Source organism: Pseudanabaena cinerea FACHB-1277, from assembly GCF_014696345.1.
Classification (GTDB): domain Bacteria; phylum Cyanobacteriota; class Cyanobacteriia; order Pseudanabaenales; family Pseudanabaenaceae; genus Pseudanabaena; species Pseudanabaena cinerea.
Genome location: NZ_JACJPY010000012.1, coordinates 31,271 through 57,313 on the forward strand (window position 1 = coordinate 31,271; position 26,043 = coordinate 57,313).

The window sequence follows — 26,043 nt, forward strand, 5'->3', positions numbered from 1 at the left end:
GTTTTTAATGCTGATACCGTCCATGTGGCTATACATTCAACGGTATTTTCACAAATAAAAAAGAGGGCAGATGCCCTCTTTTTTTTAGATTAATTTATGAGTTACACAGAAGCCAAGAAGGTTTTCTTATATTCCACGAGAGCTTCTTTTAAGATGGTTTCCGCTTCATCAGAGAGCTTCTTCTCAGCATTGATGATTTCACCGTACTTAGGCTTGCTAGTTGCCAAGTAGTTACGCAGACCCTTGTTAAAAGCACCAACTTGAGAAACTTCCAGTTCATCAAGGTAGCCATTAATGGCGGTGTAAATAATCGCTACTTGATCGCCAACAGGCAATGGTGAATATTGAGGTTGCTTGAGAATTTCGCGGAGACGTTGACCACGAGCTAGTTGAGCTTGAGTGGTTTTATCCAAATCAGATGCAAACTGAGCGAATGCTACGAGGTCATCGTACTGCGCTAATTCGAGCTTGATCTTACCTGCAACCTGTTTCATCGCCTTAATTTGTGCTGCCGAACCAACACGGGATACCGAGATACCAGGGTTGATCGCAGGACGAATACCCGCGTTGAACAAGTCCGAAGACAAGAAGATTTGACCGTCGGTAATCGAAATTACATTGGTAGGAATGTATGCCGATACGTCACCCGCTTGGGTTTCGATGATGGGCAGTGCGGTCATGGAGCCACCACCAAGTTCATCACTCAACTTCGCCGCCCGTTCGAGCAAGCGAGAGTGTAAGTAGAATACGTCTCCAGGATAGGCTTCACGACCTGGTGGACGACGGAGCAGCAGCGCCATTTGGCGATAAGCCTGAGCTTGCTTGGACAAGTCATCATATACAATCAAAGTGCCTTTGCCCTTGTACATGAAGTACTCAGCCAAAGCTGCGCCTGTGTAAGGAGCGAGGTATTGCAAGGTGGCAGGATCGTTGGCACTTGCCATAACCACGATCGTATATTCCATTGCGCCGCTTTCACGGAGCTTGTTAACCACGTTGGCAACTGTGGAAGCCTTCTGACCGATCGCCACGTATACGCAGATACAATCTAAACCTTTTTGGTTAATGATAGTGTCAACGGCAACGGAGGTTTTACCTGTTTGGCGATCGCCAATGATCAACTCGCGCTGACCACGACCAACAGGAATCATCGCATCGATCGCGGTAATCCCAGTTTGCAGGGGTTCAAATACGGATTTACGAGCAATAATGCCTGGGGCTGGAGACTCGATCAAACGAGTTTCGGTTGCCTTGATTTCGCCCTTACCATCAATAGGCTGAGCCAAACCATCAACAACGCGACCGATAAATGCCTCACCCACAGGGATCTGAGCAATTCTACCAGTTGCTTTAACCGAGCTACCTTCAGCGATTTTGCGACCTTCACCCATCAACACAACACCAACGTTGTCTTCTTCAAGGTTCAGCGCAATGCCGACAGTACCATCTTCAAATTCCAGCAACTCGCCAGCCATGCACTGTTCCAAGCCATAGACACGAGCGATACCATCTCCGACTTGCAGGACAGTACCAACGTTGGAAACTTGCAGCTCTTGGTTATAATTAGCAATTTGCTGCTTGATAATATTGCTTATTTCGTCAGGTCTGATGCTAACCATAGTTGTGTTTTACCAGTTATCAGCGATCGATTTTGTTTTTAATGTTTTTGGGGTTAGCTATTAGCGATTAGCTATTAGCTTTTTGATAATTCGTAATTGGTAATTGGTAATTCGTAATTACTTTTACTTTTTACTTTTACCTTTTTACTTGACTTCAGCCTAAACGCCTACAGTAAGACTGCTTTTTAGACGGCGAAGTTGTCCGCGAATGCTAGCATCAACGACTTGAGAGCCAACTTTGATGATCACACCGCCGATTAAGTCGGGGTTGATGGTCACGGCCAGTTCAACACTCTTCGATTTGGTCATTGCTTTGACGCGATCGCGCAGACTATCTTCCTGAGATCTGCTTAACTTCAAAGCAGTGGTGACTTCAGCAAGGGCAACTTGCTCAATCACGCGCAATAAAGCTTGAAACTCATTGATAATTTCGCGCAAGAAAGCGATACGTTTACGATCAACTAACAGTAATAAAAAGCTTTTGGTAATAGCATTAATCTGAGAACCAAATACCCCTTCAATTACGCCTTTTTTTACATCGGCTCCAATTAGAGGACTCGCAAACAATCCACTTAATTCAACTGAATCAGACAGAGTGTCACTAAGCAAACGCACATCTTTAGCGATCGCATCCAAATTATTCTGCTCTTGAGCCAATGCCATCAAAGCTTCGGCGTAAGGAGCAACAACTGCTTGACTAACAGAACTAGATTTCATGTTTTCTCCTAGTCAGAACTCAAAAGGGCTATGCTACGGTCAATCAACTCAATTTGAGTAGATTCACTCAAACCACGATCAAAATAGGACTGAACGCTGGCAAGAGCTTTCTCGGCAACTTGCTGACGCAATTGCACAATAACGCGCTCTTGATCTGTGGCAATCTCTTGATCAGCAGCATCGCGTAGTCTGTTGATATCAGCATCTACAGTTGCCAAAATTGCATCAGCCGCTTTCTTGGCATCAGCCTCCGCTTGACTACGCAACCTATCAGACTCAGTTTTGGCTTGAGCCAGCTTGCCTTGCTGCACTGCAAGCTTATCGGCAGCATCTTTCTGGCGCTTTTCTGCATCAGCGATCGCCGACTGGATTGACTCCAAGCGTGCCGAGAGAATTTTGCCTAAAAATCCACGACCTGCATAGATCAAAAGACCAATAACGATCACTAAGTTAATCAGATTAGTTTCCAGAATATCGGAATTAATGCCGATCCCAGAATGTTCAACCGACTCACTTGCAATTAAAACGAAATTTTTAATCATAAAGGTTACTTTTATTACTCAATACCAGCCAGAATGCTAGATAGCAACTATCTAGAATGAGCAAAACTAAGATTTGACTAAGTTACCTAGTAATTTCTCTAGAACTTGGCGGCTGAGTGATTCTACTTCCGCATCTAGAGATGCGGTAGCATTTTGCTTTTGCTTTTCGATTTCAGCTTTCGCACTAGCAACTTTAGATTGTGCTTCCGCCATAGCTGCATCAATACGCTCTTTACGAATCTTGTTTGCTTCAGATTGAGCAGTCGTCAAGACATTTTGAGTCGCCTTGCGAGCAGATGCCAATTCTTGCTCATATTGCTTAACCACCAATTCAGCCTTTTCAAGGCGTTCCTTAGCAGCAATGATCTGCTCCCTAACATAGTCATCACGATCATCAATCGCTTTAGTTAAGGGCTTGAAGAAAACAACGTTCAGAAGCGCTACAAAAACAACAAACTGCACCGCCATAATTGGAAGGGTGGCATTGATATCAAACAAGCCACCTTTATGTTCCACAGCTTCAGCAGCCACGAGAACAGTTGAAAAAAGGTTCCAAATAGTCATAAGTATGTTTGTTGACAAGGGGCTTAAGCCCCTTGTTTACTGCTTGTTTATTGCTTAGAGAATTGCTTAAAAATTCAAAATTGCTTAGGCGAAAGGGTTAGCGAATAGCAATACGAGGGCAACAACTAGACCGTAAATGGTAAGAGCTTCCATGAAAGCCAAGCTCAATAGCAATGTGCCACGGATTTTGCCTTCAGCTTCAGGCTGACGAGCAATACCTTCAACAGCACGGCTAGCAGCAGTACCTTGACCAATACCAGGTCCAATTGCACCAAGACCAACTGCTACGCTAGCGGCGATTACGGATGCTGAGGCTACTAATGGATCGATCACGTTCTTTTTCCTTCTTTGATTATTTTAAGTGTTTACGTATATGGGAAATAGATTCCCCGAATCATTTGAACGAAGTAATGAGCTTAATGCTCATGTCCCTCATCACCATGTCCTTCCATCGCTTCGCCAATATATGACGCTGCCAAGGTTGAAAAGATTAATGCTTGGATCGCACTGGTAAACAAACCAAGAATCATCAATGGCAGAGGCACAAATAAGGGTACAAGCAGAACCATCACCCCTACAACTAACTCATCCGCAAGAATGTTCCCAAACAGACGGAAGCTCAGCGAGAGGGGCTTTGTGAAGTCTTCAAGAACCCATAAAGGCAAGAGAAAGGGAGAAGCTTGGATGTACCTTGTGAAGTATTCCAAACCACGCTTGCTCAATCCAGCATAGAAATAGGCTAAGGAGACTAATAATGCTAGAGCGACTGTGGTATTGATGTCACTAGTTGGGGCAGTAAGCTCGCCCTCTGGCAGTTCGATCAACTTCCAAGGAACTAGCGCTCCTAACCAGTTAGAAGCAAAGATAAACAAGAATAGACTACCAACAAATGGTACCCATTCTCTATAATGCTTTTCGCCAATTTGATCTTTGGCGATGCCCTGAACATATTCCAGAGCATATTCCATAAAATTTTGAAAACCTGCGGGAACACGCTGGTCAGCTTTGGCGGTGCTAGAGCCAATGAGTGCAGCAATGAGTACCGCGCCCATGACTATCCAGCTTACGATTAATACTTGACCATGTACCGCTAGGTTGCCGAATTGCCAATAAAAGTGTTTACCCACTTCTAAGGCGGCAAGACTAGTTTGGTGGCTGATTGAATAGCCAAGAGTTAATGAATCGCTCATGTTCGATATGTTACAACCTGTAGGAGGTTAAATCAGCGAGAATGTAACCCGCTACTCAAGTTTTGGCTCAAGTCTTGGGCAATAATTACTAATACAGCTAGCTTATAGGTCATAAAGCCTAAAAACGTAGGTAGGATTTCCAGTTGCTTAGATTTGGCAGCAATCACTATCAGTACAATGAATAACCCAAGTCGGGAAAATCCGAGACTTTTAGACTCACCGCCTAAGCGATCAACACTCTTAGCGAGCATTCTAAAGTACACTGTGCCAACTAATGCGCCCACAGCGTAACTGAGGGCAATCGTCCGCCCGAAAAATATCCATACAGCCAGATCAATTACTATTCCAGCAATTATGGTAATCACAATTAACTTTACTTTAAGGCTACTATATGCTTCTAGATCGTCGGATCTTAGGTCTGACGACATTTGCACTGCCTTGGGTGAAGTGTTACTAGATTTTGCGGGAATAATCTTCACTGTTAACTTTTAGGACTAACCTTTAGGACAATTAGCTGAACAATTTAGCAGTTTTTGCAAGGACTTTGCAAAGACATAGCGCTGGGATTATCGCCCCAAACATTTGTCCGAAAACTTGGATATAGCTGCCTACACCGTTGCTAAGCATATCACGCAATATGTCACATTTTTTTACAAGTCTCTAACTACGGATTGAAAATGAGGTTTTTATCATTGTCAAAACAAAATACAACCCTTGATGACGCATAGTTAGGAGTGCATAGCAAATCCGCGCAAGTCTAATTATTTGCTTTATAATGCCTGTGTTTTGGGCGGCAAGGCAGTATGATCTTAGTTGAGAGGAATTTTATTGATAGTTATTTGAGCTATGTTAGGGTGATAACATAACCGAGAGCTATTGCAAGAATATATTGCTAAAAAATATTGCGAATATTACGAAAAGTATTGTCAAAATATTTTTAGTTGATTGTAGCTTTTATTAGCAAAAAAACACGAAAATTGTAAATATATTGCATTAAATCATTCATATATTGTGAGCATCCCGAATCTGTAACCTATGTCCACATCATTTGCTAAGCTTCGCTCGTTCCAGTTTGCATTTTCCACTGTGATGTTGTCGTTTACGTCAGCTACGATGTTGACATTGTTCAGTGCGATCGCGCCAATTGCTACCTTTGCTCAACAGTCTCAACCAACGACTAGTCCCAATGGTGCTGTGACGGAAATGCCCCGTCCTAATTCACTTGAGAGCAGTGTGTTTAGTATCACGGGTGGTCAGCGCCTCATGTCTGAGTCGATGGCAGCAGTTAGTCAACAAAACTATGATCAAGCTGTAACGAAGTTACAGGATGCGCGTCAGGTATTTAACCAGTTGTCTAATTTTTACCAAGAACTAAATACCAGTTTTACAGGTATTGATAATCGGTTGGCTGATGGTCATCGTCGCAAAGCTCTACAGACTGCTCAATTGCGGGATGAAGCCACTTATCAGCTTGCGGTAGTATATCGTGCCAAAAATCAACCTGAACTGGCTGTGCCTTTGTTGGTTCAGCTAATTCGCAGTCAAGCACCTACCCGCGACTTGGGGCAGCAGGCTTATCAGCAACTATATGAGCTTGGTTTTGTGGATGCTCAATATGTGCGTCCTGGGGCTGCAACAACTAAGTAACTAATGAGTAACTAAATTTGCAAAAAACATGAAATTATTAACAACCAATTTTTCGCCACTAAATGTGGCTGTTTTTATAGGTGCTGTGGTTTCGGCTTTGATTGGTACATCTTGGGCTGAGTCTGCTCAGGCAGAATTGAAGGTATGTAATCGCTCTAACAGGACGGCGTATATTGCTGTTGGTTATGGTGTTGGAGATGATCGTTGGCGGTCTGAGGGGTGGTATGAGATTAATCCCCAAAAATGTGCAGTGGTGATTGATTCGGATCTCACCCCAGGTGACTACTACTATCTCTATGGTGGCGATCGCGGCGACAGTTGGGTATGGGAGGGCAATACTAACCAAAATTTTTGTGTCCATCCCACCGACGAATTTAAATATGTTGCAAAGGGTGATGGTTGTGGGCGCAACGGCTCAGAATTACGTCCATTTTTTGAGATAAGGGTTGATAGTAGTAGCTACACAATGAATTTGACTAACTAATTACTCACTTCCCACGCAAGGATTAGCGATACAACGCACCGCTAATCTTTGGTTTTATTTTTACTCTAGTAAGAGCGCACTTTCTGTCGTTCTTTGCATGACAAGCCTAGCTGTACTTGGTATAGCTGGGCTTATCTTTTTGTTTTTGCCCACCAAGCTATGGCATAGCGCTGACCTAATGAGTTGGTATCTGTGGATTTTGATAAGACTCTGAGTTTATACTTGCCTGTGGTGGGAATTTTGATAAATATATGCTGCAAATTATCTACTTGACTAGTCGATGACCAAACACTTTGGCTAATGTCATTATCCTGCGATCGCATTAAATATAATGAGATTTTATTAAATCCCTCATTGGTAAAGTCTTCGCCAATGTCATAGATGCCATTGTTGTTTTTATCGTTGAGTTTAACTTGGCGATCCCAAGTTAAGGTGGCAGTAATAAAACTATCGGCGGCTAGGGGTTCGGCAAAACTATAGTCTTGGTATTGATTGTGGGTGACAAAGTTGCTATCCCAGCCGATCGCTTTGATGTTGGCTGCGCCATTGTTTGGGGATGGCATACCTGCTTGATATTGTTGAAAGGCGCGAAAGGCGTTGAGTTGTCCAGCACCAAGGTATAGGCTCAGAGGGATCTTTTGGCTGGTATATGCCTCAGTGTCGAGCCAAGTTTTACCAAAGGGATCAAGGATGGTTTTAGACATTTCTAGATTTTTGCCGTTACCTTGATCTTGGATTTTATCCGCCGAATTGATCAATACGGCTTTGATCACTTCATGTCGACGGGCTTCTATGTTCCAATTACCGCTCCTGATTTGGCGATCGGCATATTCATGGAGTAGGGCGATCGCTGCCGTTACGTGGGGGGCTGCGAAGCTTGAGCCATTGACATCTTTAAGTTTTGCCTGCAAGTTAGGAAGTTTAAGATTATTGCCTGGGGCAAGTAATGCCAGCGATCGCCGTCCATCAATAGGACTTTCTACGCCCGATGTCCATTTACCGTCTTGATTGAAATCGGTGAAAAATTCCCCTTGATCGTATTTATGATTGCCATTGCGATCAAGAAATGGCTCATGGATTAGGTTGCCTCGATCTAGTTGGCGATAGATGCCGTTAATTTCGCGGGTAAAGCCAACGGTAAAGCCGTTATAGAGATCCGTGGGAATGGGGATACCTCCCTTGCCTTGGTTGCCCGCAATAATTGGCAAGGTGTTGTGCTTGGTGGCTAACCAATCAATGCAGAGGGTGAGTAATGCTTCCCCATCGAGCTTGGCATTGGGGCGCGGATCTTCCTTGAGCAATTCGCCAAAACTAAAATTAATGGCGCGGACGGTGCTGTTGTACTGACGTGCTACGTGTTGTGCTGCGAGACAGGCTTCGGGCTGCCCATCCTGTCGGCGCTGCGAATAGGCAGAAGATAGCAATCTGGCATTGGGGGCAATACCCCGTTGAATTTTGTGCTGACTGATGATTACGGCGGCGACTTGGGCGGAGTGATCGTCAATATTACGGTTGGGAATGGCTTGGCGATCACGAAAAAAGACTTCGTAGGGTTGCACGATCACCCGATCAATTTGCAAGAGCTTGTTAGAAAGCTTGTCAACGGCAAAGCGCAGGGGACGACTGAGTTCGATCTGCCCAATGAATACATTTCTACCCGTGAGGTTGTAGGGCGGCTGTTGTAGGATTCGGGCGTTGACACCTTGGCGATCGGCGGACTTGACAAGACTCCATACGGGTTGGCTCGGCGTGAGACTTATGAAAATATTTGTGAAAATATTGAATGCGATCGCGCTAAGCAGCCAGCCACGTTTGATCATTACGGTTTAATCCTGAGGTTGCGAAACTTCCCACACTTATTATTTTATAACCCCAGAAGTGAGCATCGGTGTGAAGCGCCGCTACTTAATTTTATTTTTTTGATTTTCTATGCCACAACAAGGATGGTCTCAAGGCTGGGATCGCTTGCGCCATTGACGATTCCGCCCGATCGCCCAATTAATTGTAATAGCTCCACAACTGCCACCGTAATTTCTTCACCTATAAAAATTAGCGGCACACCAGGGGGATAGGGACAGAGGGTTTCGCCACTAATTCGCCCGATCGCCTGCGTAATAGGAACAGATTTTTTAAGGGCAAAATAGGCTCTGCGGGGATTGGTGATTGGTAATTGGTGATTGGTAATTGGTAATTGGTAATTAATTTCTAGTCCTTTTTCCTTTTTCCTTTTTCCTTTTTCCTTACTTGCCGTTTCTAGTCCCTGCACCAATCTATCTAAATTCTGTTGGCTGTTGCCAAGGCTAAGGGCAAATACTAGTTGAGTTAACGTGGGCATTTCGGCGATCACTGACCATTGATGGCATAGATATTCATCGATCTCAAAGCCTGTGCTGCCTAATTGCTCGATCATCACGGTGAGGCGGGTGGGGTCGAGGCTGGGGATTTGCTGATGGTGAAAGGTGTGTAAATGGGGGATTTGATCAATTTGCGATCGCGCTGAGTTAGCTAGTTGCAGGGTTTGGGTTAATAGCTCTTGTCCTTGTAGGACAATTTGTCTCCTTGCCACATCTAGGGATAGTAGTAGCAAGAAATTGGGACTGGTGGATTGCAGGAGGGTGAGGGCTTGCTCAATTCTTAGAGGATCGAGGCGATCGCTTTGTAAATGCAGCATTGATGATTGGGTAAGGCTGCCCGCCATTTTGTGGGTGGAATGCACCACAAGGTCGGCTCCCGCTTGCAATGCAGAAATTGGTAAGTCTGGGTGAAATCCTAAATGTGCTCCATGGGCGGCATCAATTAATAGCGGCAGATGATAGCGATGGGCGATCGCTGCCATTTGGGATATATCGCCACAAACCCCAAAATAATTGGGGCTAACTAACATCACCGCCTTAACATCTGGATGTTTTTGCAAAAAAAATTCTAAGGTGGCGGGACTTACCCCCAAATCCAAATCAAATTCTGGCAAATAATCGGTGGGTAGATAAATTGGATCTGCCCCACTTAAAATTAGCCCTGCGATCGCTGCTTTGTGGCAGTTACGCCCAATTAAAATCTTGTCACCATCCCCACAGGTTGCCATAATCATTGCCTGTACGCCACAGGTCGAGCCATTGGTGAGAAACCAAGTGCGATCGCTGCCATAGGCATGGGCGGCTAATGCTTGGGCTTGGGCAATCGGCTCTTCCAGATCGGGCAGTTCAGGCAGATCGAGACGGAATATTGTCTTACCAAGGAGATCGGCAAAATCGCGATCAATACCCTGACCACGCTTATGCCCAGGCATATAAAAGGGCGCATCATCGATATCTAGGTAACGTTGGGCAATTTCTAACAATGGCGCGGTTTGTTGATCCATAGCTAGGCCTTTCTATCAAAAAACTAGGTTTACACAGCAAAGCCGCGCAAACCTAGTTTTTGCTTATTTGAGGTACTGCTCCAAGGCTGCTTCAACAATATCCTTCATCGAAGTTCCCTTCTGACCTACGGCATTCTTGAGCAGATCGTAGGAACGTTTCGATAGGGTCACGCGATGGCGGATATCCTTGCGCCCAGAATCCTGCTCAGAATTTTGATGATCGCCAGCAACATAATTCTCAACGTATCTAGTGAGATCTTCAATGCCTTTACGATCGCAGAAATCACCAAAACCCTCGCCTGATAAACGCTGATTGCGGAAATAGACAAATAGCGGCTCTAGTCCCTTTTCTAAATCGTTGATATGCAGGCGTTGGATGTAAGGCTTGGCTAGGCGGGTAGAGTCAAAGTTGCCGCCTAACCAAATTTGATATTCATCGGCAGCACTGCCTACAAAGGCTAGTTCTGCCATGTAAGGACGGGCGCAACCATTGGGGCATCCTGTCATGCGGGTGACAAAGGTTTCATTTTCTAGCCCAAGGCTAACCAAAAGTTGACGGATTCTGGCTAATACGCTCGGTAAAGCCCGTTCGGATTCGGCGATCGCCAAGCCACAGGTGGGAAAGGCAGGGCAAGCCATGGAATAACGCACGAGGGTATCGATTTTGTCAGGTGCGAGTACCCCACAGCGATCGAGAATTGCCTGAATTGTCTCCTTTTCATCGGCAGTGATTTCTGTGACCAACAAATTATGATTTGGGGTTAATACAAAATCATGGTGAAAAGTCTCACAGATTTCACGCAAAGCCGTTTTCAGTTGTAAACCTTCGCGATCGCTGACCCTGCCATTTTCAATGGCAATGCCCACAAAATATTTGCCATCGCCCTGCTCATGCCAACCCAAATAATCTTGATATTTGAAAGGAGGCAGTTCACGGGGCGCTGCGAGTTTTGTGGGAAAGTATTCCAACAAAACTTCCTTAAATTTCTCCACGCCCCATTCTTCGAGGATGTACTTGAAGCGGGAATGACGACGGTTGTGTCGATCGCCATAGTCGCGCTGCACTGCCACAATCGCTTTAATTACATCATAGATTTTGGCAACTGGCACAAAGCCAATGCTTTCGGCAAGGCGGACAATAGTGGCATCATTGTGATGGGCGCGTCCTAGTCCACCCCCCACATAGACATTAAATCCCTCCAGTTCGTGATTAGCATTGGTAATAACCACCAAGGCTAAATCATTGGTGTAAAGATCAACGGAGTTATCCCCTGGTACAGCGATCGCAATTTTAAATTTGCGTGGCAAATACTGCGTACCATAGATTGGCTCAATGCTGTTGATATTAGTCTTGGCAGTTCCATCACCTTGACGATTTCTCGCCTCTGTCACCTCTGGCGCTTCCGTAGCCGTCACCGCTACTTCACCATCTAGCCAAATGTCATAATAAGCCCCTGCTTGAGGGGCAAGCAGGTCAGCGATTTTGATCGCATATTCCCTTGCATAGTTATATTCAGGCTTATCCTTAAATGGGACTGCTGGAGCCATCACATTACGGTTAATGTCGCCACAAGCACCCACGGTCGATCCCATATTGCGGGTGATGTCCGCAATTACTGTCTTGAGATTCTGCTTGAGGATGCCATGAATCTGAAAACCCTGTCTGGTGGTAGTCCTTAGCGTATGATTGCCGTATTTATCACATAGCTTATCTAGTGCCAAATATAATTGCCAAGGAATTAATCCACCTGGGCTACGGGTACGCAACATCATGCTGTATTGAGCGTCCTCGCCTTTTTCCTTAGCCTTGTCAAAATCACGGTCTTTTTGCTGATAAGAGCCATGAAATTTAAGGATTTGAATACCATCCTGACTAAAAAATGGGTTGTTGTCCTTTAGCTCTGTGTTGATCGGACCTCTTAAAAAATTACTCTTTTGCTTGAGGACTTCAACCTTCGATATTTTGACAGGATTAAGTAGATTGTTGGTCATGGTTTGACTATGAAAATGTGTGGGCGAAACAAATTTACTCGCAGTTGTCTGCCCCACCATTATACCCCGATAACCCTATCGGAATTAAGATGAACTTAATAAAAATATAGCGATCGCTATATTTCTCGCAAAAATGCTTGTAAAAAAAAGAAAGGCAACCACTAAAGCTACCCTTCTTTTTAGATGTTATGCCAACTCATGAAAATGAGATGATATTTTTTTGTGGATTAAAAATCAAATCCAGTAGAGAGGTAAATAAATAAATGGCTGTGCCATCTCTTTATTTGGTATTAAGGGTAGTGGCAAGAAGTACCGCTACCCGCCGTTTCTATCAAAACCAACAATAGCTAGCTATAAAAACTACTCGCTTTCTTTAGAAAAGCCTGAGTAAGCTTCCATGCCATGCTCAGAGATATCGAGTCCCTTGAACTCTTCTTCAGGCTCAACCCGAATACCACTTGTAATTAGAGAAATTACGTACCAAGCAATGAAGCTAAAAGCAACGGTAAAACCACCAACAGAAGCAACACCAATCAATTGAGCTAAAAGTTGCTCAAAGCCGCCACCAAAGAACAGGCCAGCCTTAGGACCAGCCCCAGCTTGTAAAATGTAACCACCGCCAATATCTGCTGTCTGTCCAACTGCAAATAAACCAACAGCTAGGGAACCCCAGACACCACAAACAAGGTGAACTGAAGTAGCACCTACAGGATCATCAATTTTTAGCTTGTCAAAGAAGCCAACGGCAAACACAACAATTGTGCCACCGATCGCCCCAATAATAACAGCACTAGGTAAAGTAATCCAAGCACAGGGCGCAGTCACAGAGACCAACCCAGCCAAGATGCCGTTAACAATCATCGATAGATCGGGCTTACCAAGGTACAGCCAAGCCACAACAGTTGCGGCAATACCACCTGCGGAAGCACCCATGTTGGTCGTCAAGGCAATGTGAGAGATCAAGCGACCATCTGCCGCCATGGTGGAACCAGGATTAAAGCCAAACCAACCTAACCATAGAATTAAACACCCAAGAGTTGCTAAGCTCATGCTGTGACCGGGAATAGCACGGTTTTTACCATCTTCGCCATACCTACCCGCTCTAGCTCCTAGGATTGCTGCACCAATCAGCGCACCCCAACCACCAACCGAGTGAACTACGGTAGAGCCAGCAAAGTCATAGAATCCAACCTTGGATAGCCAGCCACCACCCCATATCCAATGTCCAGTGATTGGATAAGAGACAGCAACCAACACAAAGCTGAATAGTAAGAAGGCAAGAAACTTAATGCGTTCAGCTACTGCCCCTGAAACAATCGTTGCTGCGGTTGCTGCGAACACCAATTGGAAGAAGAACTTAGCTTCTAGCGGCACACCTGTCCAGCTTAATCCAGGGAAATCTCCTTTGTAAGCATCAAGGGTTGCAGGACTATTGTCAGCGCCACTTAAGAAGAATCCTTTCAAGCCAATAAAAGAATTACCGCCACTATCGCCATACATAAAGCCAAAGCCAACCATCCAGTAAGCAATGGTGGCGATCGCAAATACGATTAAGTTTTTGGTAAGAATATTAACCGTATTTTTACGGCGACAAAAGCCAGACTCAACTAGAGCAAAACCAGCGTTCATAAAAAACACTAGAAAAGCAGCAACTACTACCCAAAGCGTATCTAAACCAACTTTGAGCGCAGCAACATTTTCCTGAACCTTTTCTGGGGTTAAGGGCTCAGGCGTAGGCGCAGGTGTTTCTGTTTGAGCCGTGGCTGCATACACCCAAAAGACACCGATTATTGCTGCTAGAGGTATGCAAGCAGTCCAGTTCACTGACCCCTTGATCTTCCTCTTTTGATTTGACTTATAAACCAACACCTTAATATTTCTCCTCATCTAAGTAATATATCGATGCAGCCACTAAGGAATGCAAAGATTAATTAACTTCATAACAACAGATTTGAGTACATCAATTTTGTATAAAGAATCACATTTTTTAGTGTGATCTTATTTGTAACAACAAAGGTAGTCGAAAGGTTTGTGAATATATGTTTTGTAAATATATGTAAATATATGCAAATGTATATTTCTATCGTTAATTTTTAGAATTTATCGCGGCAAGTTTTTTTAAGGCAAGATTTACATTTTGTGTCCTCAACTCACAAACTAATGCGATAGGGTGAAATTTGTGTATAAGAACGAAATTGCGCTAAATTACAGACGCTATTACCTCCCAGATCTAATTCTCCTGTGCTAAGGTTAATCTAGATTCTGAAGCGATCGCTAAGAAATAGGCAAGCTTTATGTGAGCTAATGCCCAATATCTTGCATTCTTCACACACATCACCTTTCAGGAAGTTGACATGGCAAAAGGCGGACTTGTACTTGGTACAACAGCAGCAATGGCTGCGGCTGTGGCGATCGTTGGTTTTCAACTAGCAAATCCCAGCATCGCGGCGTTTCGTGATAGCCCCAAAGAAGTCGTTGACGAGGCTTGGCAATTAATCAATCGCGAATATGTCGATGGTGCTTTTAACAAAGTAGATTGGCGACAAGTTAGAAGGCAATATGTTGAAAATCGAGATTATTCATCTAAGGCGGAAGCCTATCGCTCAGTTCGAGAAATGTTGAAGTTGTTGGATGATCCATATACTCGGTTTATGGACCCAGAGCAGTTCAAGAGTATGCAGATTGATACTTCGGGGGAACTGACAGGTGTCGGCATTCAACTAGGCATGGATGAAGAAACAAAACAACTAACAGTTGTCGCCCCCATCGAAGACTCACCTGCTGCCCGTGCAGGTATCCAAACCAAGGACATCATCACTTCGATCGCTAATAAATCCACTGACGGTATGGACATCAACCAAGCAGTGGCGCTAATTCGTGGTCCTGCTGGCACTAAGGTCAAATTGGGGATCAAGCGTGGTGACAAGCAACTCACCATTGAGCTAGAACGCGCCAAAATTGAGATCCATCCTGTAAAAGCAGATTTGCGGGATACCAAGGCAGGCAAGGTCAGTTACATTAGCTTGCGTCAATTTAACGCCAATGCCGCCAGTGATATGCGGAAAACGATCAAGGATCACGTTGACAAGGGGGCGGTCGGCTTCATTCTCGATCTGCGTTCTAACCCAGGCGGGCTGCTTTATTCAAGCGCCGAAATTGCCAGAATGTGGCTAGACAATGCGCCCATTGTCTCCACAATTGATCGCAAGGGTGAAAGCGAGCGTTTAACAGCCAACCGTCAATCCTTAACTAATAAGCCCTTGGTGGTATTAGTAGATGGTGGCTCTGCCAGTGCTAGTGAAATTCTGTCGGGAGCATTGCAGGATAACAAACGCGCCATCATTGTTGGTACAAAAACCTTCGGCAAGGGGTTGGTACAGTCAGTACATTCCCTGAGTGATGGTTCGGGTATGGCGGTCACGATCGCCAAGTATTACACTCCCAGTGGTCGTGACATCAATAAGAAGGGCATCGAACCTGATCGCATTGTGGAATTGACTAAGGAAGACCTAGAGAGGCTCAATAAAAACCGCGATCTTGTCGGTACTAGCGCTGATCCTCAATTTGCCAAGGCGGTTGATGTTTTGGCGAACGAGCTGAAAAGTGCGAATTCGCGCTAACTAAAAAAATATCATTACCAAAAAAGAGATTTGCTTCGCAAATCTCTTTTTTATGACACTGAATTGCAGCGTTTTACATCTACAAAAATACTGCTGTAGTGATTAATACCAAATAGAGAAATAGTAAAACCATTGCTTTATTTTATAGGCGATCGCATTTAATTCTGAGGGGTTTATCGTACTTTTATGAATTAAAAGCCAAAACCAGTAAAAGTTTTCAAATTAGGATCTTTCCACTTTAATTTGCCATACAATTTGGACTTAAATCTAGTTTACAAGGGGATGATTGGTGTGGAAATATTAAAATGGACAGGAGATGCACTTCTTTATCCAATCAAGCAAGTATTGATGCCTGAATCACAGATCTATTGGCTATATTTACTTTGCTCTTTATTGATCGCAATCATAGTTTATATTGTGAGATTTAACCAAACAAAGGTGCAGGGTAGTTTTCTCCAATATTGCTTTCCCAAGGAAGTATTCCTCCATGAATCAGCAATTCTTGACTATAAGAACTACTTGCCAATCATGCTATTTAAAAGCTTGCTGATTGCACCGATCGCCACGGTGATATCAGCAAAATTTATTGCTAATTTGGTCAGTATCTCACTAATTCAAGTATCTGGCATAGTGACTATTTTTCCAGTCAAAGAAGTCCATTTATGGCATCACTTTGTCTTTAGTATTTTTCTGATATTAAGCATTGATTTTGGCTACTATTACAATCATTACATAAGACATAAAATTTCTGTCTTATGGGAATTTCATAAAATCCATCATACAGCCGAAGTTCTCACCCCCTTTACCCTATTTCGCCATCACCCCCTTGATTACCTGATCCAAACTTTGACAGTATCTCTTTTTTCTGGTCTAGCCATAGGAATATGGACATATCTATTTGGGGATCAAATGGAGGTTTTGTATCTTAACGGTATTCCCTTTGTATTGTTCATTTTTTACATTACAGGGAATTTCCGTCACGCGCATATCTGGCTATCCTTCCCCTATTGGATTAGCCATATTTTTATTAGTCCTGCTCAACATTACATTCATCATGCTAACGAATCTAAATATTATGATGCAAATTATGGCAAGATTTTTGCTATTTGGGATTGGATGTTTGGCACTTTATATGTACCAAAAACCTTTGAAGAATTGCCATTAGGATTGCCAAATGATGAGGCAAAAAACTTTAACACTGTAGGAAAATTTTATTGGCAACCGTTTAGATCTGTATTTAATTCTCTAAAAAGGCGAAACTCTGTCTTTTCTATATCTGGCGCATTCAAAGATAAATAATATAGAATATATAAAAAGTATAAATTATGCTAAGTTAAGAAATGGCTTAGCCATTTCCTAACTTCTCCCCCCTCTGCTAGGTTTGATTATCAATTAATGAACTACACCTTCATTAATTAGTATTACAGTATATTAGTTTCTAAGGTCTCTAAATAAGTGCAGAGCGCTGTATTTACTTTTCTATTAGTTTATATTTTTGTTTAAGGCTTTTTATCTGCTAATTACTGATTTTTCGAGCCGCGATCTAGGCACCAAGCACAATTAGTGATTATCGTAGCAATGATTAGAAATGCAGCAATTGATTGAAAGGTAATATGTATACTGACAACCAATGAGTCTATAGGAGCATTGGTAACATCAATATCAAAGGGAAGTTTAGCTGTAGCGATTGTTACTAATGCAAAAATCGAACCAACAATTGGCACGCCCACAGTTTGCCCTAAAATTCTCGATAATGACAGTAATCCAGAGGCGATCCCCAATTGATTTGATGGAGCTGCTCCCATAATAATGCTATTATTTGGCGATTGAAAGATGCCAACGCCTAGACCATAGGGTACGATCGCCATGACATAGCTAAGTATGGAAGAATCTGCATCAAATATACTAAACAATATACAGCCGATCCCCATTAAGCATAAGCCGATTAAGCTAATCAGACGACCACCAAAGCGATCGGCAAGAGTCCCTGAAATTGGCGCTGTAATTGAAATAATGACAGGTGGAATCGCAAGTAATAATCCTGCTTTATCGGTTGGATATTGCTTAATTAATTGTAGAAAAAAGGGAAGAATGAAGATTACTCCTGCCATAACAAGATTACCGATAAACCTTAAGGTTAGTCCAATACTAAATTCTAGGGATTTAAAAATACTTAGATCAAGCATTGGTTGATCTTGATTTTTTTCCACAATTAAGAAGCTAATAAATCCAATCAAAGCTATAGCGAATAAACCAGCAATATTGTTGGAGTTAAGCGTATTATTTTGAGATAGGGTGATACCCACGGTAAAACAAGTCAAGGTGATTGTGAGCAGCAATGTCCCTAAAATATCAAAACTCTGAGATGTTGTATTAACAGTTGATGGCGGGACAAAGCGAGCCACAATAAAAATGCCAATTAGACCTATTGGCACATTAATCAAAAAGATCAAATTCCAATCACCCCAAGCCATTAGGATGCCGCCGATGGTCGGACCTAGGGTAATACCTAAACCATATACTCCAGCCCGAATCCCTAGGCTCAATCCGCGTTGTTCTGGCGGAAAGGCTTCAACAATTATGGCTGTCCCTAGTCCAGACAAAAATGCGGCTCCTAGTCCTTGCAGCGCTCGCAAAATGATCAGTATTTCCACTGTTGGGGATATCCCACAGCCGAGGGAACTGACCGTAAAAATTGCCAACCCAATCAGGTAAAGTTTTTTCTTGCTCCATATATCGCCTAACTTGGAGATGCTCAAAACGGTAATAGCGATCGCTAAGAGATAACTGAGTACCACCCATTGAATCACCGCAAAGCTGGTGTGCAGTGACTCAATCATCGAAGGCAGAGCAAGATTGACGATATAGACATCTAAAGCAAAAATGAATACGCCAATACCGACACCTGTGATTGTCCACCACTTGTTGGCAATTTGAAGGTTAGTTGTTTTTTGATCTTGATTATGAATATTTGACCTTGGATCTTTCGTATTTAAATTTTGTGTTTCGTCTGATGTCATACTAGATTTTATATTTAATTTGTATTTACAACGATTTGTACTGAATTAAAATCCAGAAAAACCTTTGAAAGCGCGGCAGAGCCATCCTTTCAAAGGTTTTTCTGTACTACTTCAAGCCTCAATAGGCTTTATTCATTTAAAAACAAAATTAAGGCTAATCTTACTTTAATCGTAAAATTAATACAAAATGCCGACCATCTCATTAATCGAGCGATTGATTGAGCGACTGATTGAAGAGCAAGATTCGACAATAGAAGGTAGTTCTCTTTCAATATTGATAGGAGTTCCCCGCTTTGATATCTCTTTAATTTCCTTCAGAATTTTGGACACTAAATCATGATCATCAATTAATTCTTCACGGTTAATCTGTTTGAGCGCAAGTAAGACCGCACTAATTCCAGACTGCATCCCCAAAGCAATATCACTTTTAACTCCTAGATTTTTAGGGTCAATGCTTTGATAAAGACTTTCATCTTTAGCGATCGCGCTAACATGAACCCCTGCATAGTGAGTAAAAGCGTTCTTACCCACTAGAGGATGATGGGGGGGGATCGGAATATGGGAGTAATGACTTACTAGGGAATATAAATCTTTTAGATATTCTAGTCTCCATTGATTCTGCTCTGGACTGATCTCAATTAAATTTGCCAGAATTGTACCGATATCGATAATCCCTGCACGCTCTCCAATACCCATGACACTGACATCAATAATATCGGCTCCAGCATAATAGGCATCTAGCCCATTGGCTAAAGCTAAGCCCCGATCATTGTGGCAATGCACTTCAATTTTGGGATAGAGATGATGTTCGGCGAGAGCTTCTTTAATCGTTGTGACATAGTGGGAGATGCGTCTTTGGGGATGAAATGGTTTGGCATAGCCTGTGGTGTCAGCAATACTGATAATACTTGCCCCTGCCTGGACTGCGGCAATGGCGGCGGCGATCACATTTTCTATGGGCGATCGCACGGTATCTTCGGGTGTATAGCGAATAATTAAATCTGGTTGCTGGCTATGTGCATAGGTAATTACTTGAACAATGCGATCAATTGCTGTGCCTAAGCTGATGTCATAATCTTGCTGTAAACGCTTTTGGGAAACACTATAAAATATTCCCAAGAAATCAATGCCGCAGTCCAAAGCCTTGTCAACATCCTTTAGCCGACATAGGGAATGCGCTCCGATCTTAGATTTTAACCCCGCTTTAGCAATGTTCGTGACTGCTAGGGCAATTTCAGGATCTACAGCAGGATTCCCGACTTCAATAATATCAACGCCAATTTGATCTAAAAGCTGTGCGATCGCTAGTTTTATAGAAGGAGAGAAATAAACCCCTGGCGATTGTTCTCCTTCCCTGAGTGTCGAATCAAGAATTTGGATCATTCTAATAACTTAGTAATTATGATGTAGTAACTTACTGTGGTTTTCTAATGGTTGTAAAAAAAGCTAAAACCTCTAACGTTTATACTTTATAGTAATCATAAATTACCTATAGATATTTGAGTTTACCGAGTTGAAACCTTTTGGGATTATATTTCCATACAGCCTATTGAAGCTTTAAATATTCTTTAAATATTATAGAAAGATTTTGGAAATTGCCGATCAAACAATTTTCTGGGTATTAAGTCATTGCAAAGCGCTGTAATAGTAAATTTACTAGCTATCAACCCTCCCGTAATATTGTGATACAGCTACTAAATATTTTTTTACAGCTCAGCTTTTTATAGCTGAAAAATGCGCTGACAAATGCTAAATCTTGACTAAGTTTAGTTCTCTTTTAGAATTATCTCAAATCAATAATGGCTATGCCGTTTCCTGACTTGAAAACCTTTATCTAGCTTGGTATTTAATTGGTGAAAGTATTGTTATAGCCTCGCCAATCGGTATTAGATTCTAATAGGAGCATCTTGATTAGACAATGAGTAAAAACACTCAATACTAGTCCATGTGACGGGTCAAGATCGCCTCCATAGTGCTTTCTAGATTTTGTCCTGAAACGATCGCGCTTGCTAGAGAATAGACATTTTGATCACGACGGTATAGGGTTTGAAATCCTGTCCGCATTTTCTTGTCACCCATCACCCAATAACGTTGAGTGATCGAATCGGGACCAATGATCCCTTCACCTTCAATTTTACCGAGGTCGCTATGCTCAACAACAAAGGTAAAGCGGCGATCGTCCGAATCAATCCGCCCCTTGTAAGCCATCGTTATTTCAGGGCGATCGCTATTGGGAAAGGTCAATTTTGTGACCATCGTAAACCAAAAATTATCCTTTGACCAACCCACTAAGGTTTTGCCCTTAATCCCAATTGGCATCGCATCGCGCTCAATCCAGTTGCCTTCAAGAGACCACTTTCCAGGTTGTACCAAAAAGGTATGTGACACAGCTTTGTATGATTTGGTGTTGCTTGCTTGATTTCTAATATTCTACAGCTTGGCAGCGATCGCCGACATAGTTAGCATAATTAGTACAGCATCAGTACAGTATTAGTACAGCGCTTTTTATAACGCGATAGGATAGAGACGCGAATATTTGGTTTATCTCTATGATTTCTAAAAAAGATTTTCAGCCGCATTATTGGGTGATCATACTTTTCCTCTGTGTTGCGATGTTTTTTACTAGCTTATGGGACAGCATCGGCGAACGAGATCGCGCCTATGCTGAGATGCTGTCCTTTAGTCATGCCCAACTTAAGGGGCGAGATTTTGCAAATAGAATGCTGGCGGGATCAGGATTTGCCAATGCCAATATGGAGGGTGCAAATTTTGAGAATGCAGATTTGCGTGGCTCAGTGATTAGCGCTGCTGTATTAAGAAGGGCAAATCTCAGGGGCGCAAATTTGACGGGAGCCTTGATGGATCAAACGGATTTTGCCAAAGCCGATCTTAGCGATGCCAATATGTCAGAGACTTTGCTATTACGCAGTACCTTCGACTTTGTGAATATTGATGGCGCTGATTTTACCGATGCAGTTATGGATGGCGCACAACGCAAGTGGCTATGCTCTAAGGCAAGGGGAATCAATTCGCACACTGGCGTAGCCACTAGAGATTCTTTAGAATGCCCATAAAAAAGTCGGTGCTTTGCACCGACTTTGGGTTTACAGTTTGCTAGCTAAGATGGCGAGTGACACCAGTAAACCGCCAGTAATGTAAAAAACGCCCACCACTTGCAGCTCATGCCAACCGATTAGCTCCAGATGGTGATGAAAAGGAGCCATCTTAAATAAACGCTTGCCCTTGCCATTTTCGTCCTTGGTGGCTTTGAAATAGGATACTTGGGCAATCACCGATATCGATTCCCAAATAAAGATTGCGCCAATGATCGCAAATGCCCATAGCAAGTTGCCGAGAATTGCTGTCGATGCCAATGCCCCGCCCAAGGCGAGGGAGCCTGTATCACCCATAAATACCCGCGCAGGGTGGCGGTTATGCCATAGGAACCCCAGATAGCCTCCACCTAGACACATACAAAAAATTGCTAGCTCTGGGTTCTTGGGAAATAGCAGCAACGCCATGCCAAACAGAGCGATCGCACCAGTGCCACCTGCTAGACCATCTAGCCCATCGGTGAGGTTGGTCGCGTTGCTGCTGCCAAGAAATACAAAAAGAGCAAAGGGGAAAAAGGCGATGCCAAGGGGGATTGCTAATTTAAATGGCAAATTGATCGTGGTGAAAGCTTGCCAGTCTTGGCTCAAACCTAGCCAGCCACAAAAAATAATAGCAAATAAAGCTTGGAGTAACAGCTTTGACCTTGGCGATAGTCCTTTATTGGAGTGGCGGCGCAAGATTTTCCAGTCATCTAGCCAACCGATAAAAGCAAAAGATAGGGTGAGGAGGCTGCAAGCAATTACTTTGTCGTTAAACCCCGTCCAAAGGACTCCTAGAATGAGAGCTAATGGCACAATGAAAATACCACCCATAGTTGGCGTGCCTTGCTTCTTGAGGTGTCCTTGAGGACCATCTTCACGAATAATCTGCCCCGCTTTGAGACGGCGCAGTATTGGAACTGCCAGACTACCTAGGGCGGCGACACCGATGCTGCTCACGGTGAAGGGCATTAATAAATTTGAACTTATATTAGGATGCAGAAAAAGATCGACACCAACTATTAAACTAATGAGACTGATCGCTAAACCAAGTGCTAGGCTGCTGCCAGACGGAAATTTCGCTTTCCTTACTCTCACACCAGTATCAACCATTGTTACTCCTCACGGTTACTCCTCAAACCAACAGCGATCGCAGGCTAAAAAAATCCTAATTTCAAAATTTCAAAACTATTTAAGCTAATTTTTATAGCTTTGTAACAGATTATTAATTGTTTTTTGAACCTAGGCTTTTAAATACCAAATAATGTCCCTACTTGTCTATAGGGCAATTATCTATTTTATTATTAATTTCAAATGACCAATCCCAGCCCTAACGCTCGACAAACCGCCTTAGAAGCCCTACGACTCATTCAACGGCGCAATGCCTATGCTGATGTGGCTTTAGACTGCACGCTTTCACGATCGCGCCAAGACAATGCCACTCTCCTAGAAAGCGATCGCCGTCTAATTACGGAGTTAGTCTATGGATGCACGCGCCGTCAAAAAACCTTACTTGCGATTTTGCAAAAATTTTCACAAAAACCGATTGCAAAATTACCATCGGATTTACTAATCATCCTCCAAATTGGCATCTATCAGCTATTTTTTCTAGATCGAATTAAACCATCGGCGATCGTACATACGACGGTGGAACTGGCTAAGCAAAATAGCTTGACGGGCTTAGCGGGATTTACCAATGGCGTGATGAGATCTATACTCAGAGCCAAAGATAAGGAAGATGTTCTCGCTCAAATTAGTGATCCTGCCAGTTTTTATAGTTTTCCTGAATGGCTGATTGAGCTATGGCAAAAGGAATTTGGTCAGGCGGCGATCGCAAACATTTGTAATTGGTTTAATCAAACGCCGCATCTTGATTTGCGGGTGAATTTATTTCATGCCAATCGCGAGCAAGTTTTAGAAGCCTTTGCTGCCGCCGCCATTGACGCGCAGCCGATCGCCAATCTGCCTGATGGCATTCGTGTGGGGCATGGAGCAGGTGATGTGAGTCAATTGCCAAAATTTAAAGAGGGTTGGTGGTCTGTCCAAGATGCCAGCGCTCAGCTAGTCACTTATTTATTAGATCCACAGCCAAACGAAATCATTATTGATGCCTGTGCTGCTCCTGGGGGCAAAACCACCCATATTAGCGATCGCCTCAAAAATACAGGCAAAGTATATGCTCTCGATCGCCTGAGTAATCGCCTCAAAAAAGTGGAGCAAAATTGCATCAGACTTGGTTTTACTAATGTGCAAACCATTGAGGTCGATTGCCGTGAGTTTGATGCAGACAAAGTATTAAAGGGAAAATGCGATCGCGTTTTGCTAGATGTGCCATGCTCTGGACTAGGCACGCTCCACCGCCATGCCGATGCCCGTTGGCGACAAACCCCAGAGGAGCCTTATAAATTAGCCAAGACCCAAGGCGAGATCCTCGATCAAGCGGTGCAATGGGTAAAGCCCAATGGCGTAATCGTTTACAGTACCTGTACGCTGCACCCTGCGGAAAATGAATTGGTAATTAATCAGTTTCTCGAAAAGCATCCCCATTGGCAGATCGTGCCGCCCAGTGCTGATAATCCTGCGGCAAAATTTACTAGCGATCGCGGTTGGGTGAAGGTGCTGCCCCACGAACATGATATGGATGGATTTTTTATGGTGAAGTTACAGCAGTTATAGAAAAAAGACTGCACGAAGCGCAGCTTCAAGTAGGGTATGTTAGCGATAGCGTAACGCATCAACTGAAGTTGATGGGTCACGTTTGATGCGTTACGTTGCTAACGCATTCTACTTATGATTGCGCTGTATGGGCGCAACCTATAGCAATAAATCCGAGTTTAAAGTAATCACTAGGTCAGTATTGGGATTGACCGAGGCAAGGGTCACACTGTCACGACCTAAAAATAGACCGAGCAATGTGCCGATACCAGCACCACCGAGAATTTCTTCGGTGGCTAGGGCGCGATCGCCTGTGACGGCAGAAATAGCGGCGGCGGCGGCGGCTCCAAGAGCAGCGTTTCTTATCAAGCCGCCAACACTAACGCCTTTGTCGACCCTTTCAGTGGTGGTAACAACTTTAGATGTAGCGTTAATCGCTCTCCTTTGACCATCGGCAAATACAAGTTCACTGGCAAAAAACTGAGCGCCACCTGATACAGTTCGCAACTCGCCAACTACTTGAGTACCCGCAGGGATCAAAACTGCCCCTTGAGAGTTAGTAATGTTCTGAGGCACGGCTAAAGAAAGGGGAACCTTTTCATCGGGACCTAATAAAATTTTATCTTTGGCATACTGTACGGCGATCGTATTGCCTGCGGGAATCCTGACTTGGTTTTGGACAGGGGGTGTATTGACTTGACCAACTAAATAAGGAGAGGCGATCGCATTTGCCTGACCAGAGCGGACTAAAGCTTGATAGATAAATGCCGCAACTTCGGCTCTGGTGGCAGTTTGGTTAGGATTTAGGAACTGCACATTGGGATAGTTCACTACTAGACGATTTTCAGTTGCCGATGCCACACTGTTTCTCGCATAGTTAGGAATACCCGATGCATCCGCATAGGTTTGTAAAATTGTTTCAGGGGCTTGGCTGACCGAATAATTCAGACCATTGGCTAGGGAAACTAAGACCTGTACGCGGGGAATATTTTGGTTTGGCTCAAAAACATTGCCAGGATAACCAGATAGAAAACCTGTTGTATAAGAAGTTTGAATTGCGGTCGCTGCCCAATAATTTGAGGCGACATCAACAAAGCTAACCCCACCACGCACAGGAGCTTTATTGATGGCTTTGCTGACCATGGCTGCAAATTGCGCTCGCGTTACTGGTTCATTTGGACGAAATCCGCCATCGGGAAAGCCTTTGATAATGTCTCGTGATGCTAACTCTTGGATAAAAGTTTGCGCCCAATAGCCAGTAGGCACATCATTAAATGTAGTTTGGGCAAAAGCGGAGTTAGCACTGAGCAAAGGAATTGCTGAACTCCCCATGAAGCTAATTGCTACTAGTAGGGCGGTGCTAGAACTTTTAGTTTGATTTGTCATTATGAGTTACTTTCACCTATATTTTACTCATGACTATACATATAGACTAAATGTTCCCGAAAAATCACGAATATTTTATACACTTAAATCAACAAATAAGACATAAAAATAAAACGTAAAGATAATATACAATTCACACACAGTTCTTATACAGTGC

Annotated in this window: 22 protein-coding genes; 6 read left to right on the forward strand and 16 right to left on the reverse strand. The window is 43.3% G+C overall.

Annotation, left to right across the window (positions count from 1 at the left end; genetic code table 11):
- Nucleotides 1–101 precede the first annotated feature (101 nt).
- The 7 genes from atpA to H6F44_RS06175 form a co-directional block, all read right to left on the reverse strand.
- Nucleotides 102–1,619, reverse strand: coding sequence for a F0F1 ATP synthase subunit alpha (atpA, locus tag H6F44_RS06145; RefSeq protein ID WP_190350075.1), 1,518 nt, complete (start codon nucleotides 1,617–1,619; stop codon nucleotides 102–104).
- A 159-nt stretch (nucleotides 1,620–1,778) separates the two neighbouring features.
- Complete coding sequence (atpH, locus tag H6F44_RS06150) at nucleotides 1,779–2,336, reverse strand: ATP synthase F1 subunit delta (RefSeq protein WP_190350076.1); 558 nt, start codon at nucleotides 2,334–2,336, stop codon at nucleotides 1,779–1,781.
- Nucleotides 2,337–2,344: 8 nt separating this feature from the next.
- Nucleotides 2,345–2,878: a F0F1 ATP synthase subunit B gene (locus tag H6F44_RS06155; RefSeq protein WP_190350077.1), complete on the reverse strand. Its 534-nt coding sequence runs from the start codon at nucleotides 2,876–2,878 to the stop codon at nucleotides 2,345–2,347.
- Nucleotides 2,879–2,944: 66 nt separating this feature from the next.
- Entirely contained in the window at nucleotides 2,945–3,442 is a 498-nt protein-coding gene (locus H6F44_RS06160) for a F0F1 ATP synthase subunit B' (RefSeq protein WP_190350078.1), read from the reverse strand.
- A gap of 84 nt (nucleotides 3,443–3,526) precedes the next feature.
- Nucleotides 3,527–3,772, reverse strand: coding sequence for an ATP synthase F0 subunit C (atpE, locus tag H6F44_RS06165; RefSeq protein ID WP_190350119.1), 246 nt, complete (start codon nucleotides 3,770–3,772; stop codon nucleotides 3,527–3,529).
- Nucleotides 3,773–3,858: 86 nt separating this feature from the next.
- A complete protein-coding gene (gene atpB / locus H6F44_RS06170) occupies nucleotides 3,859–4,632 on the reverse strand; it encodes a F0F1 ATP synthase subunit A (RefSeq protein WP_190350079.1) in 774 nt (257 codons plus the stop codon).
- A 32-nt stretch (nucleotides 4,633–4,664) separates the two neighbouring features.
- Complete coding sequence (locus H6F44_RS06175; RefSeq protein WP_190350080.1) at nucleotides 4,665–5,111, reverse strand: ATP synthase subunit I; 447 nt, start codon at nucleotides 5,109–5,111, stop codon at nucleotides 4,665–4,667.
- A gap of 556 nt (nucleotides 5,112–5,667) precedes the next feature.
- Here H6F44_RS06175 and H6F44_RS06180 point away from each other — a divergent pair.
- Complete coding sequence (locus H6F44_RS06180) at nucleotides 5,668–6,279, forward strand: hypothetical protein (protein WP_190350081.1); 612 nt, start codon at nucleotides 5,668–5,670, stop codon at nucleotides 6,277–6,279.
- A 28-nt stretch (nucleotides 6,280–6,307) separates the two neighbouring features.
- Nucleotides 6,308–6,763, forward strand: a complete 456-nt coding sequence (locus H6F44_RS06185) for a DUF1036 domain-containing protein (protein ID WP_190350082.1) — start codon at nucleotides 6,308–6,310, stop codon at nucleotides 6,761–6,763.
- A 131-nt stretch (nucleotides 6,764–6,894) separates the two neighbouring features.
- Here H6F44_RS06185 and H6F44_RS06190 read toward each other — a convergent pair whose 3' ends face one another.
- From H6F44_RS06190 to H6F44_RS06205, 4 genes are all read right to left on the reverse strand, one after another.
- On the reverse strand, nucleotides 6,895–8,583 hold the full coding sequence (locus H6F44_RS06190) for a S8 family serine peptidase (RefSeq protein ID WP_190350083.1): 1,689 nt from the start codon (nucleotides 8,581–8,583) through the stop codon (nucleotides 6,895–6,897).
- A 107-nt stretch (nucleotides 8,584–8,690) separates the two neighbouring features.
- Nucleotides 8,691–10,121, reverse strand: a complete 1,431-nt coding sequence (locus H6F44_RS06195; protein ID WP_190350084.1) for an aminotransferase class I/II-fold pyridoxal phosphate-dependent enzyme — start codon at nucleotides 10,119–10,121, stop codon at nucleotides 8,691–8,693.
- Between the two features lie 63 nt (nucleotides 10,122–10,184).
- Entirely contained in the window at nucleotides 10,185–12,113 is a 1,929-nt protein-coding gene (gene sir, locus H6F44_RS06200; protein WP_190350085.1) for a sulfite reductase, ferredoxin dependent, read from the reverse strand.
- 360 nt (nucleotides 12,114–12,473) lie between these two features.
- Nucleotides 12,474–14,000 (reverse strand): ammonium transporter, encoded by a 1,527-nt coding sequence (locus tag H6F44_RS06205; RefSeq protein ID WP_190350086.1) that lies wholly within the window; start codon nucleotides 13,998–14,000, stop codon nucleotides 12,474–12,476.
- A gap of 467 nt (nucleotides 14,001–14,467) precedes the next feature.
- Between H6F44_RS06205 and ctpC the strand changes: the two genes are divergently transcribed.
- Both ctpC and H6F44_RS06215 read left to right on the forward strand, forming a co-directional pair.
- The gene (gene ctpC / locus H6F44_RS06210; RefSeq protein WP_190350087.1) at nucleotides 14,468–15,733 is read left to right on the forward strand and encodes a carboxyl-terminal processing protease CtpC; all 1,266 of its coding nucleotides are present in this window, start codon (nucleotides 14,468–14,470) and stop codon (nucleotides 15,731–15,733) included.
- A gap of 255 nt (nucleotides 15,734–15,988) precedes the next feature.
- Complete coding sequence (locus H6F44_RS06215) at nucleotides 15,989–17,032, forward strand: sterol desaturase family protein (RefSeq protein WP_242016462.1); 1,044 nt, start codon at nucleotides 15,989–15,991, stop codon at nucleotides 17,030–17,032.
- A gap of 221 nt (nucleotides 17,033–17,253) precedes the next feature.
- Here H6F44_RS06215 and H6F44_RS06220 read toward each other — a convergent pair whose 3' ends face one another.
- From H6F44_RS06220 to H6F44_RS06230, 3 genes are all read right to left on the reverse strand, one after another.
- On the reverse strand, nucleotides 17,254–18,753 hold the full coding sequence (locus tag H6F44_RS06220) for an MFS transporter (RefSeq protein WP_190350088.1): 1,500 nt from the start codon (nucleotides 18,751–18,753) through the stop codon (nucleotides 17,254–17,256).
- 177 nt (nucleotides 18,754–18,930) lie between these two features.
- Nucleotides 18,931–20,136, reverse strand: coding sequence for a LeuA family protein (locus tag H6F44_RS06225; RefSeq protein WP_190350089.1), 1,206 nt, complete (start codon nucleotides 20,134–20,136; stop codon nucleotides 18,931–18,933).
- A 555-nt stretch (nucleotides 20,137–20,691) separates the two neighbouring features.
- Nucleotides 20,692–21,141, reverse strand: a complete 450-nt coding sequence (locus H6F44_RS06230) for a hypothetical protein (protein WP_190350090.1) — start codon at nucleotides 21,139–21,141, stop codon at nucleotides 20,692–20,694.
- A 224-nt stretch (nucleotides 21,142–21,365) separates the two neighbouring features.
- On the opposite strand from H6F44_RS06230, the gene H6F44_RS06235 reads away from it, so the two are divergent.
- Entirely contained in the window at nucleotides 21,366–21,827 is a 462-nt protein-coding gene (locus tag H6F44_RS06235; RefSeq protein ID WP_190350121.1) for a pentapeptide repeat-containing protein, read from the forward strand.
- Nucleotides 21,828–21,857: 30 nt separating this feature from the next.
- Here H6F44_RS06235 and mraY read toward each other — a convergent pair whose 3' ends face one another.
- On the reverse strand, nucleotides 21,858–22,958 hold the full coding sequence (gene mraY, locus H6F44_RS06240) for a phospho-N-acetylmuramoyl-pentapeptide-transferase (protein WP_190350091.1): 1,101 nt from the start codon (nucleotides 22,956–22,958) through the stop codon (nucleotides 21,858–21,860).
- Nucleotides 22,959–23,159: 201 nt separating this feature from the next.
- On the opposite strand from mraY, the gene H6F44_RS06245 reads away from it, so the two are divergent.
- Nucleotides 23,160–24,521 carry a 16S rRNA (cytosine(967)-C(5))-methyltransferase gene (locus H6F44_RS06245; RefSeq protein WP_190350092.1) on the forward strand — a complete coding sequence of 454 codons (1,362 nt, stop codon included), beginning with the start codon at nucleotides 23,160–23,162 and terminating at the stop codon, nucleotides 24,519–24,521.
- Between the two features lie 138 nt (nucleotides 24,522–24,659).
- Here the strand turns inward: H6F44_RS06245 and H6F44_RS06250 are convergent, their stop codons facing one another.
- Nucleotides 24,660–25,886, reverse strand: a complete 1,227-nt coding sequence (locus tag H6F44_RS06250; RefSeq protein WP_190350093.1) for an S-layer homology domain-containing protein — start codon at nucleotides 25,884–25,886, stop codon at nucleotides 24,660–24,662.
- Nucleotides 25,887–26,043 lie beyond the last annotated feature (157 nt).

Coding starts and splice junctions, on each gene's coding strand:
- atpA (WP_190350075.1), bottom strand. CDS start 1,619: ATGGTTAGCATCAGACCTGACGAAATAAGCAATATTATCAAGCAGCAA.
- atpH (WP_190350076.1), bottom strand. CDS start 2,336: ATGAAATCTAGTTCTGTTAGTCAAGCAGTTGTTGCTCCTTACGCCGAA.
- H6F44_RS06155 (WP_190350077.1), bottom strand. CDS start 2,878: ATGATTAAAAATTTCGTTTTAATTGCAAGTGAGTCGGTTGAACATTCT.
- H6F44_RS06160 (WP_190350078.1), bottom strand. CDS start 3,442: ATGACTATTTGGAACCTTTTTTCAACTGTTCTCGTGGCTGCTGAAGCT.
- atpB (WP_190350079.1), bottom strand. CDS start 4,632: ATGAGCGATTCATTAACTCTTGGCTATTCAATCAGCCACCAAACTAGT.
- H6F44_RS06180 (WP_190350081.1), top strand. CDS start 5,668: ATGTCCACATCATTTGCTAAGCTTCGCTCGTTCCAGTTTGCATTTTCC.
- H6F44_RS06185 (WP_190350082.1), top strand. CDS start 6,308: ATGAAATTATTAACAACCAATTTTTCGCCACTAAATGTGGCTGTTTTT.
- H6F44_RS06190 (WP_190350083.1), bottom strand. CDS start 8,583: ATGATCAAACGTGGCTGGCTGCTTAGCGCGATCGCATTCAATATTTTC.
- H6F44_RS06195 (WP_190350084.1), bottom strand. CDS start 10,121: ATGGATCAACAAACCGCGCCATTGTTAGAAATTGCCCAACGTTACCTA.
- sir (WP_190350085.1), bottom strand. CDS start 12,113: ATGACCAACAATCTACTTAATCCTGTCAAAATATCGAAGGTTGAAGTC.
- H6F44_RS06205 (WP_190350086.1), bottom strand. CDS start 14,000: ATGAGGAGAAATATTAAGGTGTTGGTTTATAAGTCAAATCAAAAGAGG.
- ctpC (WP_190350087.1), top strand. CDS start 14,468: ATGGCAAAAGGCGGACTTGTACTTGGTACAACAGCAGCAATGGCTGCG.
- H6F44_RS06220 (WP_190350088.1), bottom strand. CDS start 18,753: ATGACATCAGACGAAACACAAAATTTAAATACGAAAGATCCAAGGTCA.
- H6F44_RS06225 (WP_190350089.1), bottom strand. CDS start 20,136: ATGATCCAAATTCTTGATTCGACACTCAGGGAAGGAGAACAATCGCCA.
- H6F44_RS06235 (WP_190350121.1), top strand. CDS start 21,366: ATGTTTTTTACTAGCTTATGGGACAGCATCGGCGAACGAGATCGCGCC.
- mraY (WP_190350091.1), bottom strand. CDS start 22,958: ATGGTTGATACTGGTGTGAGAGTAAGGAAAGCGAAATTTCCGTCTGGC.
- H6F44_RS06245 (WP_190350092.1), top strand. CDS start 23,160: ATGACCAATCCCAGCCCTAACGCTCGACAAACCGCCTTAGAAGCCCTA.
- H6F44_RS06250 (WP_190350093.1), bottom strand. CDS start 25,886: ATGACAAATCAAACTAAAAGTTCTAGCACCGCCCTACTAGTAGCAATT.